Annotated in this window: 14 protein-coding genes; 1 reads left to right on the top strand and 13 read right to left on the bottom strand. The window is 64.6% G+C overall.

Annotation, left to right across the window (positions count from 1 at the left end):
* Positions 1–31: 31 nt before the first annotated feature.
* Entirely contained in the window at positions 32–817 is a 786-nt protein-coding gene (locus tag QF092_RS18425; RefSeq protein WP_281466300.1) for an alpha/beta fold hydrolase, read from the top strand.
* Positions 818–819: 2 nt separating this feature from the next.
* Here QF092_RS18425 and QF092_RS18420 read toward each other — a convergent pair whose 3' ends face one another.
* From QF092_RS18420 to modA, 13 genes are all read right to left on the bottom strand, one after another.
* On the bottom strand, positions 820–1,305 hold the full coding sequence (locus QF092_RS18420; protein ID WP_281466298.1) for a cytochrome b: 486 nt from the start codon (positions 1,303–1,305) through the stop codon (positions 820–822).
* Positions 1,306–1,310: 5 nt separating this feature from the next.
* A complete protein-coding gene (locus tag QF092_RS18415) occupies positions 1,311–1,481 on the bottom strand; it encodes a hypothetical protein (protein ID WP_281466296.1) in 171 nt (56 codons plus the stop codon).
* An 83-nt stretch (positions 1,482–1,564) separates the two neighbouring features.
* Positions 1,565–3,277, bottom strand: coding sequence for a hypothetical protein (locus QF092_RS18410; protein WP_281466294.1), 1,713 nt, complete (start codon positions 3,275–3,277; stop codon positions 1,565–1,567).
* On the bottom strand, positions 3,274–4,389 hold the full coding sequence (locus QF092_RS18405; RefSeq protein WP_281466292.1) for a protein-glutamate methylesterase/protein-glutamine glutaminase: 1,116 nt from the start codon (positions 4,387–4,389) through the stop codon (positions 3,274–3,276). Before QF092_RS18405 ends, QF092_RS18410 begins: the two co-directional genes overlap by 4 nt.
* Before the next feature lies 1 nt (position 4,390).
* Entirely contained in the window at positions 4,391–5,311 is a 921-nt protein-coding gene (locus QF092_RS18400; RefSeq protein WP_281466290.1) for a CheR family methyltransferase, read from the bottom strand.
* A complete protein-coding gene (locus tag QF092_RS18395; RefSeq protein WP_281466288.1) occupies positions 5,298–5,795 on the bottom strand; it encodes a chemotaxis protein CheW in 498 nt (165 codons plus the stop codon). The genes QF092_RS18400 and QF092_RS18395 overlap by 14 nt, the downstream gene beginning before the upstream one ends.
* Positions 5,796–5,804: 9 nt before the next feature.
* Complete coding sequence (locus tag QF092_RS18390; RefSeq protein WP_281466287.1) at positions 5,805–7,472, bottom strand: methyl-accepting chemotaxis protein; 1,668 nt, start codon at positions 7,470–7,472, stop codon at positions 5,805–5,807.
* 19 nt (positions 7,473–7,491) lie between these two features.
* Positions 7,492–7,971, bottom strand: coding sequence for a chemotaxis protein CheW (locus QF092_RS18385; RefSeq protein WP_281466285.1), 480 nt, complete (start codon positions 7,969–7,971; stop codon positions 7,492–7,494).
* Entirely contained in the window at positions 7,968–10,007 is a 2,040-nt protein-coding gene (locus QF092_RS18380; protein WP_281466283.1) for a chemotaxis protein CheA, read from the bottom strand. Before QF092_RS18380 ends, QF092_RS18385 begins: the two co-directional genes overlap by 4 nt.
* The gene (locus QF092_RS18375) at positions 10,007–10,372 is read right to left on the bottom strand and encodes a response regulator (protein ID WP_281466281.1); all 366 of its coding nucleotides are present in this window, start codon (positions 10,370–10,372) and stop codon (positions 10,007–10,009) included. The genes QF092_RS18380 and QF092_RS18375 overlap by 1 nt, the downstream gene beginning before the upstream one ends.
* A 47-nt stretch (positions 10,373–10,419) precedes the next feature.
* The gene (locus tag QF092_RS18370) at positions 10,420–10,692 is read right to left on the bottom strand and encodes an STAS domain-containing protein (RefSeq protein WP_281466279.1); all 273 of its coding nucleotides are present in this window, start codon (positions 10,690–10,692) and stop codon (positions 10,420–10,422) included.
* A gap of 183 nt (positions 10,693–10,875) precedes the next feature.
* Entirely contained in the window at positions 10,876–13,191 is a 2,316-nt protein-coding gene (locus QF092_RS18365) for a S8 family peptidase (protein ID WP_281466277.1), read from the bottom strand.
* Positions 13,192–13,299: 108 nt separating this feature from the next.
* On the bottom strand, positions 13,300–14,058 hold the full coding sequence (gene modA, locus QF092_RS18360; protein WP_281466275.1) for a molybdate ABC transporter substrate-binding protein: 759 nt from the start codon (positions 14,056–14,058) through the stop codon (positions 13,300–13,302).
* Positions 14,059–14,120: the final 62 nt, after the last annotated feature.

Raw genomic sequence — 14,120 nt, 5'->3', positions numbered from 1 at the left:
CCGGAAACGACCCTGACGCAAAAGGGAAACAATGCTGAACCTGATCCCCCATCCCGCCGCGACCAAGGCCGAACACCCGCCGCTCATCATCGCGCATGGCCTTTTCGGTTCAGGGCGCAATTGGGGGGTCATTGCCCGCCGTCTGGCCGATCACCGCGATGTCTTTGCCGTCGATATGCGCAATCATGGCGAAAGCCCGCGCCAGCCCAACCACCGCTATCCCGATCTGGCCGCCGATCTGGCCGGGGTGATCCGCCATATCGGTGCGCCCGCCGATCTTTTGGGCCATTCCATGGGCGGCAAGGCCGCAATGCAGCTTGCCCTGACCGAACCCAGCCTGATCCGCCGCCTTGTCGTGGCCGATATCGCCCCCGTCGCCTATGGCCACGACCAGACCCGCCATATCGATGCGATGCGGGCGCTGAACCTGTCCGATCTTTCCACAAGGGGCGAGGCGGATCGCCGCCTCTCTGCCCTGATCGACGATCCAGCCCTGCGCGCTTTCTTCCTGCAATCCTTGGACCTCAAGGCCGAAGGCGGCCCGCGCTGGCGGCTTAACCTTGACGTGCTTGAGGCTGAGATGCCCCATATCGTCGGCTGGCCCGGCACGATGGGGCGGTTCGACCACCCCACGCTTTTCCTCACCGGGGCCGAAAGCCACTACGTCAAACCAGAATACCGCGACACGATCCGTGCGCTCTTTCCGGCCGCGCGCTTCGCCCGTATCCCCGGTGCAGGTCATTGGCTACATGCTGAAAAGCCACGCGAATTCGAAGAAACGGTCCGCGTCTTTCTGGATGCGCCCGCGCGCGACTGACCTCAGCCCGGGCGGCGCATCCTGTCCATCAACCCATCCTTGCGGACAAGCTGATGCCAGACCGCCGCCCCGGCATGCACGGCGATCAACAGGATGAAGGCGGGTTTGCCCAACTCGTGCAGCTCTGCCAGATCGTCCGACGCAAGGAACCACGCCAAAAGCCCCATCACCGGCACCCCGATCATCAGGGCATAGAGCGCCGCATGACCCAGATGCGCGGCCAGCCGTTCCTGCGCCTTCATCCCAGCGGGCAGGTCCGGCACCCCGCGCCCAATGCGCAGCGCCAGCCGCAGCACCACCAAAACCAACACCGCCACCCCGATCCCGATATGAGCCAAGGCCCCCGCGTCATAGACTGGGCCAAAACCATCTTCGATGGATTCCCACCCCGCCTTGATCCAATCCTCGAAAATCAAGTTGACAGCGATCAGCCCCGCCATTGCCCAATGAAGCGCGATCTGCGCCCGCGAATAGCCCCTCGGCGCCATATACCCTACCCCCGCTGATCTGCCAAAATCGGCCCGGTCAGCAGACCAAGCCCGACCGCCAGCATCACAGCCGCAAACAGCCAATCGCCGCGCACCTGACCCATGCCCAAGGAAAAGGCAAGCGCGACAGCACAAAACAAAAGGGAAAGCAGAAGGGAAGGCAGCAGGAAACGCATGGCACACCATCAGGAAAGGAAGGGGTCTCACCCCTTTTTCCCTGATGCCCACAGCCTCGCGCCTTGATCCTTGTCAAACGCGATCAGAACAGGATGTCGTCCAGCGTCTCTTCCGCGGCAGCCTCTTGCGGGGCCACAACAGGGGCAAGCCCCGCACCGATCACCCCGTCATGGATCGCCCGCTCGGCCTGCATCGTATAGCGCGCGCGCTGGCGGGCCAAAACCTCGGCCTCATGCGTGCCTTCGACCATCGGCAGCACCGGGTCGGCCAGCATCATCCGCCGCAAAAGGAACCCTGCCTCCAGACGCGCCAATTCGTCCAACGCCCGATGGAACGTCTCAAGCCGCTCCGCCGCCTGACCCAGCTTCATCGGCAGCGCCTTGCCCGCCTGATCAAAGCCCCGCGCCGTATCGCTGACCACGCGGTCGATCTGGCCCATGGCCTCATTCAGCGCTTCGGCATCCCCGATAAAGCCCGACAGCGCCCCCTCCAGACGGTCTACCCCCGCTTGCCCCGCCTCGCGGGTGCGGTTGCGCGTCTCGGCCAGATGGCCTTGCAGGCGCTGCACGATGGCATCGCTTTCATCCGTCAACGTGCGCAGCCATTGCGCCAATTCGCGCAAGGACCGCCCCTCTTCGCCCAGCTTGGCGCAGATCAGCACCGCATTCAGCCCCGACAGGCGCACCTGTTGGGCAATCTGTCGGATTGTCGCCTCATGCTTCAGGATCACATCCAGCCGCCCGCGCAACTGTTCGGCCCGTCCGCGCATCACGGAAAGGTTCCGCTTGACCCGCGCCAGGCTGGCCGACAGCGCCTCGGCATCCCCTGCCGTGCCGCCATCACCGCTGCCGCGACCTGCCTTCGCGAAATAAAAGCTGCGCGCCGCAGCCATTGCCTGATCGGCGCTTGTCCGCACCGCAGAGAGTGCAGAAACCGACACGCCAATCTCAGCCTCGGCATCCTCGCGCGCCGCCGCCGACAGTGCCTTGGCAAGGTCGACCAGCACCGCCTCCAGCCCCGATCCGGGCACCATCGACGCCTCGGCCAGCACCTCGCGCACCCGTTCCAGTCGCTGGCGCGTGCTGTCCCCGGTCTGCAACGCCATGATCATCCGCGACACTTCGGAAAACACCACCCGCATCCGCGCCGCCAGATCGCCGCTCATCCGCGTCATCTCGGCCCGGCCATCCTGCACGGACTGCGCGATGGCCGCGAAACGGCTGAGCCGTGGCAAGACATGCAGCATCAATTCCTGCCGCAACTCCAGCAAACTGGCTTCCATCGCCCCGGTGTCATGCCCGATCCCGACCATGGCATCCTTCACCTCGGTCAGGATGCTTTCGGCTTCCGATGCCATCGAGGCAAGGCGTTCGATAAAGGAATTCACCTGCGGGCGCGGCGGCACCAGCCCATTGCCCTGAATACGCGCATTGATCGACACATTGGAAATGGTCCGCACCACGCGGTCCAATTCGTTCACCTCCACCCGCACGTTGCGCACTGCGGCACGCAGCGCCACGGCATCGCGGCTGAACCCGTCGAAATCGGCACGGATCACCTCCACATTGGCGAAGGTTTCTTCGATTAGGGACGCCAACTGTGCGCTCGTCTCATCGCCCAGCGTGACATCCAGCCGTGCAAACAGCGTTTCGGTCCCTTTCAGGATCTCTACCGCGCCAGAAAGGGCGTCGCCCGCCTGCACAAAGGTTTCTTCCGTGATCCGCAGCACACCTTCCAGCGGATCGGCCACCGCCTGTCGCGCCTTGGAACCGAAGATGGGGGTTGCGATGGTCATGCCTGAACTCCTGTCCTGTGGCGACGGGCGAAAGCCATGATCGTCGTCGCCATCTTGTCGAGGGGCAGGGTCTGCCCCACGCTGCCCATCCGCACCGCTTCGCGCGGCATGCCATAGACGACGGAACTCGCCTCATCCTGCGCGATCGTGGCGGCACCCGCCGCCTTCATCTCACCCAAACAGCGCGCCCCGTCATCGCCCATCCCCGTCAGGATAATGCCCAGCGCATTGGCCCCTGCCGATCCAGCCGCCGACCGGAACAGCACATCGACCGACGGGCGATGGCGGCTGACATAGGGCCCCTGCACCACCGACACCCGATAGCCGGACGTAAGCCGCCGCAGGATCATATGCTGGTCGCCCGGCGCGATCAGCACCTCGCCCTGCCCCACCGTGGCGCCATCGACAGCTTCGGTCACCTTCACCTTGCACAGCCCGTCCAGCCGCCGCGCGAAGGCCGCGGTGAACCCGGCAGGCATATGTTGCACGATGCAGATTGCAGGCGCATCTGGCGGCAGCGCCACCAGCACCTGGCGCAGCGCCTCTGTCCCGCCGGTCGATGCGCCGATGCAAACGATAGGCTCGGTCAGGGGAACAGGCCGCGTCAGATTCGGCGGCGGCAGAATCTCATCCGCCGTCAGCTTCGCCCCCGGTGCCCGCAGCGCGCCGGGCAGGATGCCCGCACGCCCCCCCTTCCGGCTTTGAGCCGCCGCGCGCAGGGCATCGCAGATGCGCACCTGCGCCTCGGCCCGCGCACGGTCATCGCCCGCCGAAGGCTTCAGGATCACCTCCACCGCGCCCGCCTCAAGCGCCGCGATGCTCTGCTCAGATCCGCGCGCCGTCAGCCCGGAGCAGATCACCACCGGCAAGGGCTTTTGCGCCATGATCTTCTTCAGGAAGGTCATCCCATCCATGCCCGGCAGTTCAAGGTCCAGCAGGATCACATCCGGCAGGCTGTCCCGCATCACCTTTGCCGCCTCGAAGGCGTCGATACAGACGGCCATCACCGAAAGACCCGGGTCGCTTTCCACAATTGCCCGCAGCATCGCCCGTGCCGAGGCGCTGTCGTCCACGATCAGAACCTTTGCCGCATCGTTGGGTTTCAGCGCCATCTCACACCTTCCTGAAAATCGTGGGCCGGACCTGCCGCAGCGCGGGATGCCGCACCACCATGCTTTCGGCATGTCCGACAATCAGATACCCCCCGGAAAGCAGATGCCCGGCAAGGCGATCCACCACCTGCTCTTTATCCGTCTGATCGAAATAGATCAGCACGTTGCGCAACATCACCACGTCCACATCCCGGTCGACGGGATAGCGGTGATCCATCAGGTTCAGATGGCGGAAGCGCACGTTCCGGCGCAACTCCGGCACCACGCGCGACTTTCCCGCGACGCTGGGGTCGTCCGAGGTCAGGAAATACCGCCGCTGCAAAGCCGCGGGCACCGTCGAAAGCTGGTCATTCGCGTAGATCGCGGCCTGCGCGCGATCGACCATCCGCTGGCTCAGATCGGTGCCAAGGATCGCCCAATCGCACCCCTTCCCCGCGCGACGCGCCTCTTCCAGAACCATCGCTGCCGTATAGGCCTCGGCCCCTTCCGAAGCCGCCGCCGACCACAGCTTGAACCGTGCCGGCATCCCGTGGCGAACCTGTGCCATCTTCTCGGCCAGCACCACATCGATCAGAAAAGTGAAATGCTCCGCCTCGCGGAAAAAGCTCGTAGTGTTTGTGGTGATTAGGTCAATCACCTGTCCCAGCTCATCCTTCGGCAAGGCCCCGGCCATGAGCTGCGCCAAATAGGTTTCCGTATCCGGCAGGCCAAAGGCCATCACCCGCCGCCGCAACCTCTGATCGATCATCTGCACCTTATGCGGCGGCAGACTGATCCCGGTGATCGACCGGATCAGGTCGCGGAACCGGTCGCTGGCCTGTTGGACATTTTCACTCAGCATCGCGCCATTCTCTTCTGCCTCTCGACCGCCCCTGTCGCGGGGCGGCCAACCCTGCACCCGCACCCTGTCAGGCGGCGGCATCGGCCAGATCGAACGGTCCTGCCTCGGCAGCCGCCATGATGTCGGGCCGCGCGAACAACCGGTCGAGGTCCAGCACACTCACCACCGCGCCCCGGCAGCGCGCGATGCCCGCCACGGCACTGCCCGTCCAACGCAGAAGCTCTGCCTCGGCCAAGGGCTTGAGCTCTGGCTCATCCAGCGCCGTCACTTCGATCACCCGGTCGGTCTTGATCCCCAGCACGATTTGCGCGCCTTCATGGCCCACCTGCACCACAAGGATACGGCTCTGCGCCGTATCCTCGGTATCGGGGCGCCCCAGCAGGCGGCGGAGGTCCACCACCGGCACATTCGCACCGCGCAGGTCGATCACCCCCAGCAAATGCGACGGCGTACTGGGCAGCGGGGCAATCGGGCGCAGGTCAAGGATTTCCTGCACCCTTTCGACTGGCACCGCATACAACGCTTCATCCGCCACAAATGTCACGACAGTTGCATTCTCGGTCATCGTCCCTCCTCAGGCCGCATCGCGGCGCTTGAATCGCGCGTCCAATTCGTCATCCGACTCCCCACCCAGATCGAAGTCGAACCCGCCTTCGACCTTCGGTGCAGCCTTCGCCCGCGTCACGGGCCGCATCTCGGCAGGCGCGGCTTTCACCACCACCTTCACCGACTGCGCCTCTGGACCCGTGCGGAAAAACGCCATTGCCTCGGACAACATTTCAGCCTGGCTCGCCAGTTCAGTGGCGCTGGCCGACAGCTCTTCTGCGGCCGCGGTGTTTTCTTGCGTGACCTTGTCCAACTGCTGGATCGACAGGCTGATCTGCGCCGAACCCGTCGCCAATTCGCGCGACGCCACGCTGATCTCCGTCACAAGGGCCGAGGTCTTTTCGATATCCGGCACCAGCCCTTGCAGCATTTCGCCCGCGCTGGCCGCCGTCCGCACCGTCGATGCTGACAAGGAGGAGATTTCTGCCGCTGCCGTCTGGCTGCGTTCTGCCAATTTGCGCACCTCTGCGGCCACCACGGCAAAGCCGCGCCCATGTTCGCCCGCCCGCGCCGCCTCGACCGCCGCATTGAGCGCCAGAAGATCGGTCTGCCGCGCGATTTCCTGCACGATCATGATCCGGTCCGCGATTGTCTGCATCGCCTCGACTGCATCGGCCACAGCCTTGCCGCTGGCACGTGCATCTTCGGCCGATTTCGCCGCGATCTTCTCGGTTATCTGCGCATTCTCGGCGCTCTGCTTGATGTTCGCCGCCATCTGCTCAACCGCGGCCGAGGCCTCTTCGGTGGACGATGCCTGCTCCGTCGCGCCTTTGCTCATTTCCTCAGAGGTCGATGCCATCTGCGTGGACCCCGACGCCACATTGCGCGCCGATTGGTTCACACTGGCCACGATTTCGCGCAGCTTCACCACCATGACCGCCTGCGCCTTCAGTAGATCGGCGATTTCGTCATTCGTGCGTGCCTCTGTCGCCACCGCCAGATCACCCTCGGCGATCGACGTGGCCAAGGCGACGGATTGCTTCAAGCCGCGCGACAGACCCGCCATGATCCAGAAGGCCGCCGCCGCCGTCACCGCCGCAGATACCGCGAACAGCGAGAGCATCATCAACTTGGCCGAGGAGTATTCCGCATTTGTCAGCGCCTCGTTCTCATGCGCGATGACCTGCACCATGGTGCGCAATTCGCCCAACGCCGTCGTGATCTGGTCCGCGACCTCACCGCCCACCGTGTGATACAGCGTGTTCGCCTGATCGCCATTCCCGGCAAGCTCGGCATCGATAATCCGCACCTGCAGCTTGAACGCTTCCTGATGGATGGCGTCGAATTGCGTGATCTTGTCAAGGATGGCGGGGTCCGTCGTCTGCGACCGCAGATCGGCAATCAGCTCATCCACACGGGCCGCCCCGGCCTTCACCTTTTCCACAAGGTTCGGGATGTGATCGGCGGGCGCATTCGGCAGCCCGATCAGAACCAATCCGACATTCTGGCGCACCAACAGCTTTTCGGTCACCAGATCCTCGATCTCCAGCAACCGGACGATGTCGCGCTGCACCGTCTCGGCATAGCGATGATTGGCCGCGCTCAGATAGGTCACCGAAAGCCCCGTCGACACGCCCCATAGCGCGAAGACAAGGACAAAGGTCGCAGCCAGTTTGGTTTTGATCGTCAGTCTCATCACAGGCCCTTTCCAGGCGTTAAACAATTGGCCTCTGGGCCAACACAGATAAAATGTGGTCAAGGTCGGGCATCAGAACGAAACCCTCGCCGCCACGGTACAGACCGGTCAAATATTCCGGCGGCCATGCGCTGGCCGTCGCGGGAACCGCCTCGATGATCGCGGTTTCGATAGTGGCCACCTCATGCACGGCATCGGCCTCGATCGCGACAACCGCTGCCTCGCCCGCAATGGTCACATCCAGAACAAGGATGCGGCGGCGGTCATCCGCTTCCACTTCGGGGATACGCAGCACCTGCTTCAGGTTCGCAAGCGGCACCACCGTCCCCCGCACGTTCAGAACCGCCGGAACCAGTGGCCCGGCCCCCGGCACCCGCGTCACGGGCATGGGATCAAGGATCTCGCGCAGTCGCACCGCCGGGATGGCAAGCACCTGCTTACCCAGCGACAGTGTGACCACCGTCAGTGACCGATCTTCCTTCAGATGATGGATCGTCATGCCAGAACCTCCTGCCGCGCGACCTGCGCCGCCTCACCCTGCTGCCGCGACATGCCGACGAGGTGCCCCACATCAAGGATCAGCGCGATGGACCCATTGCCCAACAGCGTTGCCCCAGACAGCGCCCGCACCCCGGCATGCAGCTTCGACATCTGCTTGATGACCGTCTGGTTCGTGCCGATGATCCGATCCACGACGATGCCCACCCGCGCCTCACCCGCGCGCACGATCACCACATTCTGCCCCGATCCCGGCTCGCCCGCGCAGTCAAACAGGCTGCGCAGCCGCAGGAAGGGAACGAATCCACCCCGCACATCCAGGAAATCTTCGGTCCGGCTGGGTTCCACCTTCTCGGGCGGCAGTTCCACGATCTCCTGCACATTCGTCATGGGCAGAATGTACTGTTCGCCCGCCACTTCGATCTGCAACCCTTCGATGATGGCCAGCGTCAGCGGCAGGCGCAGCGTCACGGTTGTGCCGCGACCAAGCGCGGATTCGATCTGGATCGTCCCACGCAGCGCGTCGATCGTCCGGCGCACCACATCCATCCCCACGCCGCGCCCCGACAGATCGGTCACGGCCTCGGCGGTGGAAAAGCCGGGCTCGAAGATCAGCGCGAAGATCTGCGCCTCGGTCAGTTGCGTCTCCGCAGTGATCAAGCCCTTAGCAATCGCCTTTTCGCGCAGTTTGGCCGGGTCCATCCCCTTGCCATCGTCGCGCACCTTGATCAGAACCTCGGCCCCCGCATGTTCTGCGACCAGTTCCACCAGCCCCTCGCGTGCTTTCCCGGCAGCGACGCGGGCATCCGGCATTTCCATCCCATGATCCAGCGCGTTGCGCAGCACATGGACCAGCGGATCGGCCAGCTTTTCGATGACCGTCTTGTCAAGCTCGGTTTCCTCACCTGTCACGCGGAATTCAACCGGCTTGCCCAGCTTGTCCGACAGATCAAGGACAAGCCGACGGAACCGCCCGACCAGCGACCGCATCGGCACCATGCGCATCGTCATCGTTGCATCGCGCAGACCGCCCGCCAGCCGGGTGATCTGTTCCGCCGTGGCCATAAGTGCGGGGTCGCGCAGGTCGCGCGCCAACTGGGTCAGCCGTGCCTCGGCGATGACCAATTCGCCCACTGCATCCATCAACGCATCCAGACGCTCGGCTGGAACGCGGATCGTCGCACCGGCATCCGATTTGGCCTCGGCCTTCGCTTCGGCTTTCGGCTCCGGCTTGGCGACAGGTCGGGCCACTGGGGCGGCAGGTGCCGCAGCAGCCGCCACAGCCTCTATCGGGGCCGGCACAGCCACCTCGGCCTCGACCACGGCCGCAGCCGCCACGGCATCTGCCTCAAGCGCCCATTCCGCATCGACGAAAAGGAACACCTCTTCCACCTGCGCAGCTGTCACCGACGCCGGCAGCTGCATCGACCAGCCAATCGCGCAGGCCTCTACATCCAGACGGTCCAGCGGCGGCACATCGGCCAGATCGGCCACGATCCCCGTCGCGCCCAAGCCGCGCAATTCGTCCAGCACCAGGTCAGGCCGCGCGCCCAGCGCCAGCGCCGCCCCGGTCAGCCGGAAGGTCAGGCGCATGGCCCCCGCCACAGCCACCTCCCCTGCTTCGACCGTGTCCCCGGCCGCTTCGGGTTCGCCAGCCGCAGTGACAGGCCCCCCGCCAAGCAACCCGTGCAGCCCGGAAAGGATCGCCCCGCGCCGACCTTCGGGATCGGCCTCGCCTTCGACCAAACCGGGGATTTCATCCTTCGCCGCAAGGGCAAGGCGCAGAAGATCGGGCCCCACGGCCAGATGGCCGGACCGAACCTTGTCGAACACCGTCTCGAATTCATGGATGAAGGCGGCCAGTTCGGTGAACCCGAACATCGCCCCGCTGCCCTTCACCGTATGCAGGTCGCGAAAGACCTGATTGACCAGACCCATATCCTCGGGCCGCGATTTCAGGTCCAAAAGCCCCCGCTCAAGGCTTTCCAGTAAGTCTCGCACTTCCTCGCGGAAGATCGCCGTCATGTCATCCATCATCAGCCCAGAACCTTCTTGATCACGGCCAAAAGCTTGTCCTGCGTGAAAGGCTTCACCATCCAGCCCAGCGCGCCCGCCTCGCGCGCCTGCTGCTTCAGCCCTTCCTCGCTATCGGTAGACAGCACCACGATCGGAACGCCCTTGCCCTGCGGGTGCTGACGCAGCGCACGAATGAAGCCCAGACCATCAAGGTTGGGCATGTTCTGATCGGTGATGATCGCGTCCATCGGGCGGGCCAAGGCCTTGTCAAGGCCATCCTTCCCGTCCACCGCCTCCACGACATCATACCCCGCCTCTTGCAGGGTCATCGCGATCATCCGGCGGATCGACGGTGAATCATCGACGGTCAATACGGTCTTGGGCATCTTGCTGCGCTTTCCTCACTGATGTTTTCGCTCCGGCAACCGGACCGTTAGGCCAGTTGCGCGGGGTCGATTGCCAGTCGGTCCAGCAGGGCCGCCAGCACGCCGTCCTTCGGCAGGTCGATCTGCAATTTCCGGTCCATCTGCGCCGCTGTCGCCCGCGCCGAAACCAGCACCTGCACGATGGCGGAGTCCACGGCCGTCAGTCCTGCCGTCTTCACCCGCAGATCGCCCTTGGTCAGCGCCGCCACCAGATCATCGCGCAGCGTCCCCGCCGCGCCCGCACGCAGATCACCCGACAAGTCCTTGCTCTTGATTGCCATGGCATCCCTCCGTCCTGTCTGCACCGCCCGGCTCATCCGCAAGGCGACCTTCACGCATCAGGACGACGCGTCGGGGCAGAGTGTTAGCCTGAACTTGGGGTCCACCGCGAAACAGCAGGGATCAAAGGGACGAGGTCACCCGCAAAAGGCGACCCCGATCCATACTTTCGATTGGATGTCCGGTCAGAACCGCAGACGCCAGCCCAGCGCCGCCACGCGGTCGGTCTGCCCCGCCACATGGCCCGCATTGTGCCGATAGCTCCAGCCCAGAACCATCTCGCCTTGCGCCGACAGGGGCATGCCATATTCCAGACCAAGGTTCACCTCGCGCGCCTCTGGCACGAATGAGACAGCCACCGTCTCGAACCCCGACGCAGGCACGGCCCCATCCGCCGCGACCGCCGCCGCCTGCATCGCGCCAAGGCTGGGCAGCGTCACTGCCGCCTGCCCCGCCACTGCACCCAAGGGTGTGTCCACAAAAACCGATAGCCGATCCCCGCGCCGCCACAGCGACCGCTGCACCAATTCCACCCCGGCCCGCGCATAGGAAAGGGCTGAGACATCCGTCACCACCCCCCCCGCCGATGGCGCGATCTGACCGATCTCGCCCTCCAGCGCCAATTCGATGCCCGATCCCAAGTCCTGCCGCAGGCCGACTGTGGCGCTCACAGCCTCGGCTGCGTCCGTCCCGCCCAGGTCGATGCCGAACAGCCCGTCACGCCCCTGCATCGCGGCCAGTTCCACCGTGATCCGCCTCGATCCCGTGTCCCAATCGCGCCCCAGCGCCGCGCCGGAGGCGATACCCGTCCCATCCGTCAGCGCTGCCAGATGCCATCCCGCATCCCCTTCCAGCAGCGTCACGCGTGCCAACCCATTGGCTTCCGCCCCATCGGGGCCGACCAGCAGCCGCTCCCCTTCTCCCCGGCTCCAGTTGATATGCGCGGCACTGGCCACATCGATGGGTGCCGCCGTCGCCACGAAACCCGCCATCGGGGTCGCGAAACTGCCCGCCATCTGGTCGCGGAACCCCAGCGAAACGCCCGACAGCCCCTGCACCAAAGCATCCCCCGCCAGCATCCCGCCCGCCAGCGTTAACTCATCCAGCGGGATGACCACCCCGGCCGCAGTGGCCGTCACGCTTTGCCCTATCGGGATTAGCGCATCGCGCACATTCAGGAAACCATGCCCGAATTCACTGTTATACCCATGCTCCACCCCCGGCACGAATTCCAGCACATGGGTTGGCGTGAAAAAGGAATTATCCGCCGAGGCCAGCAGACGGTTGCGCAACTGCGCAGGCGTCAACCCCGGAAAGGCCTGCGCCAAAAGGCCCAGCGCCCCTGTCACCTGCGGCGCGGCATAGGATGTCCCCGACCCCAGCACATAGTCCGTATCATTGTCGATATCCGCCCCTTGCAGATAGCCCGTCGCCGCCAGACACCACCGCGCCGCCTCCAGACAGCCGAGCGAGCGCCGCGCAACACCCGTGATCCGGTCCGTCGCCGCATCATAGCTTGCCACCACGTTGATGACGGCCAACCAGCCCTGCTCCAGCCCCGGCACCTCGGCAGGCAGCCCCGCCATGAAAGAGGAACTGGTCTGCGTCGTGTCATTGAACTGGGCAAAGACCACCACGCCATTGGCCGTATAGGCCTGCAAGGCCGCCAGATAGGTGGCGAAATTCGGCCCCATCGTGCCAATGCCGGAATTGGCCACCGTTGCAGGCACCCCCCCCGACGACACGGTCCAAGAGTTGTTCACCGCCACCGCGCCCGCCGCCCGCGCACCATCCATGATGCCGCCCAGCGTGGTGTAGTTCAGTGTCGCTCCCGGCTGATAGGAAATCTCGCCATTGTAGATCTGCGCGGCCGGCGCATAGCCCATGACCGGGGCCGTCCCACCCACCCCGCCCGTCCCTGCCATGATCGACGCGACGAAAGTGCCATGCTCATCGGTCCCCTCATGGACAGAACCGGGATTGGCCAAAAGCTTGCCCGCCTGCGTCGCGAATTGCTCATGGGTCGACCGGATCGGGCTGTCGATCATCCCCAGAACGACACCCGCCCCCGTCAGGTCGGGCAGTCCGTCCGGCGTATCGGGCACGCCATTCGTCACCCCGCTTTCCCTGTCGATCGCGCGCACCCAGTCCAGCCTGCTCGCCTGCAAGGGCTTCACGTTCGTCAGGCCGTTCACGGAATAGCTTTGCGCAAAGGGGGCCGCGGCCCGCACCGTCGCAAGTCGGGCCTGAAATTGCGGGGTCTGCATTTCGGCAGGCGTGATGAAGGCTGCATCCAGCGCCGCCTGCATCTGCGTCAGCGCAGGCCCCGTAAGGTTCAGCGTGAACCGCGTGACCGAAGACAGGTCGATCCCGCCGCCGCCCCCACCGCAAGCCGATAGCATCATCAATGCAGCCAGCGCCGGAAGATGCGCCCGCCACGGCCCGCCCTTGCCCCCCTGCCCCACCGTCATCGAGAAATTCCGTCCAAGTTTTCGCTCCACGCGCCGTTGCGCAAGAACCGTGCCACTCGTCCGAAAAACCGAAATCAGCATCCACCCTTCGTCAGGGGATCACAAGACATCATCGCACCCCAGAGGACGCGCCATTCATCACTTTAGGACCAAAAACCCCTGCGCCGAAAAACGCGCCCCCGCAGCCTCTTGCGAAAGCGCCTCAAGGAATGCCCGGTCCGCCGCATCCGCTGCCTCTGTCAACAGGGCCACAGGATAGACAATCGGCTCGTGGCTATCTTCCGGAAACCTGCCCACCACGCTCACATTGTCATCCGCCACCGCATCTGACGAATAAACGATGCCAAAAGGTGCCTCGCCCGTTGAAACGAGGGCCAGCGCCGCCCGCACATTTTCCGACTGCGCCACCGCCCCCTCGACCGATGGCCAAAGCCCAAGGCTTTCAAGCGCCTCCTTGCCATACTGGCCCGCAGGCACCGATGCCACCATCGCCATTGACAGCTTTTCGTCCCCCAGCATCCCAGCCAGATCAAGCCCCGGCCCAATCTCCACGTCAGGGGCCTCCGTGCCATGCGCGATCAGCACCAGCTGATTGCCCAAAAGATCCGCGCGCGTTCCCGCCACGACCAGCCCTTCCTTTTCGACCTCATCCATCCAGTTCACGGCGGCCGAGATGAAAATATCCGCAGGTGCCCCTGCCATAATCTGCTTGGCCAATTGGTTGGACCCGGCATAGCTGACCGTCACCTCATGCCCCGTCGCCGCCTCGAAATCCGCAACCACCTGATCCAGCGCGGTTTTCAATGAGGCCGCCGCGAAAACCACCACCTCTTCGGCAGCAGCGGGCTGGGCCAAGAACCCGGCAAGGGCCGTAGCAATCGCAAGACGGCGGGTCATGCTATCCTCCAAGCGATATATTCCTCAAAACATATCACTCAGCCATTCCATCCGAGGCAAGC

It is taken from the genome of Fuscovulum ytuae (assembly GCF_029953595.1).
GTDB classification, from domain to species: domain Bacteria; phylum Pseudomonadota; class Alphaproteobacteria; order Rhodobacterales; family Rhodobacteraceae; genus Paragemmobacter; species Paragemmobacter ytuae.
Note: the sequence above shows the minus strand (reverse complement) of the source record. Positions and strands in the feature narration are given on the sequence as shown.